We start from the raw sequence: 675 nt of genomic DNA, 5'->3' as shown, positions 1-675 counted from the left end.
GCGTGCTTATCTGGGCGCTGTTGTGCCTGGACTTGATAGTAAAACGTACTGCGCGCCACACCCGCCAGCTTCAGTAGATCCGCCAGAGGGAATACGCTTTTCAGTTTCGAGACGATTAGGGTTTTTTCGGTTGCCGTCGTCTTTTCTGTTCCTGCAAAGCCTCCAACTCCTTTAGGTAGGCGTTCTCCATGCGCAGGTATTCAAGTTCAGCCATCAACTGCTCACGCGGTTTCAGTGCATCGTCTTTATCTTCGGGCACAGCGGGTTTGGGCTTCTTCGTCATTACGACAGACTTTCTTCTTTTTGCGATGGTTGGCGATTCAAGGTCGCCACTGTAGTACTGCTGCTCCCAAATGCCTACTTGAGATGATTGACCAAGGCCAAAGTGCGCAGCGACCTGACGAAGAGATAGATGGTGCGTGCGCTTGTACTCAACAACGTTACGTTTGAAGCTCGCGCTGTAAGGTTGGCCGCGTTTACGAGGGCTGATCGAGCCATGGAGCTTATAGCTTGAGACCCAGCGGCGGAGCAGGCTGACGTCGATATCGAATCGCTGGGCGACCGTACGCAGCCCCTTGCTGCCCACGAGATAGGCCTTGATGGCGGTGAGCTTAAATTGCTCTGTGTACTTATTCATGTTGAAAACCCAAAAAGTTGGATGGGTGTCCAACTTTT

General features: G+C 52.1%; 1 pseudogene. It reads right to left on the bottom strand.

Going from position 1 to position 675, the window contains the following annotated elements:
- Nucleotides 1-637: pseudogene (locus tag AAEZ03_RS25715) on the bottom strand (transposase); the annotation flags it as partial.
- Between the last annotated feature and the right edge of the window lie 38 nt (nucleotides 638-675).

The organism is Pseudomonas sp. HY2-MNA-CIBAN-0224 (assembly GCF_040310285.1).
Lineage (GTDB): Bacteria > Pseudomonadota > Gammaproteobacteria > Pseudomonadales > Pseudomonadaceae > Aquipseudomonas > Aquipseudomonas helleri.
Note: the sequence above shows the minus strand (reverse complement) of the source record. Positions and strands in the feature narration are given on the sequence as shown.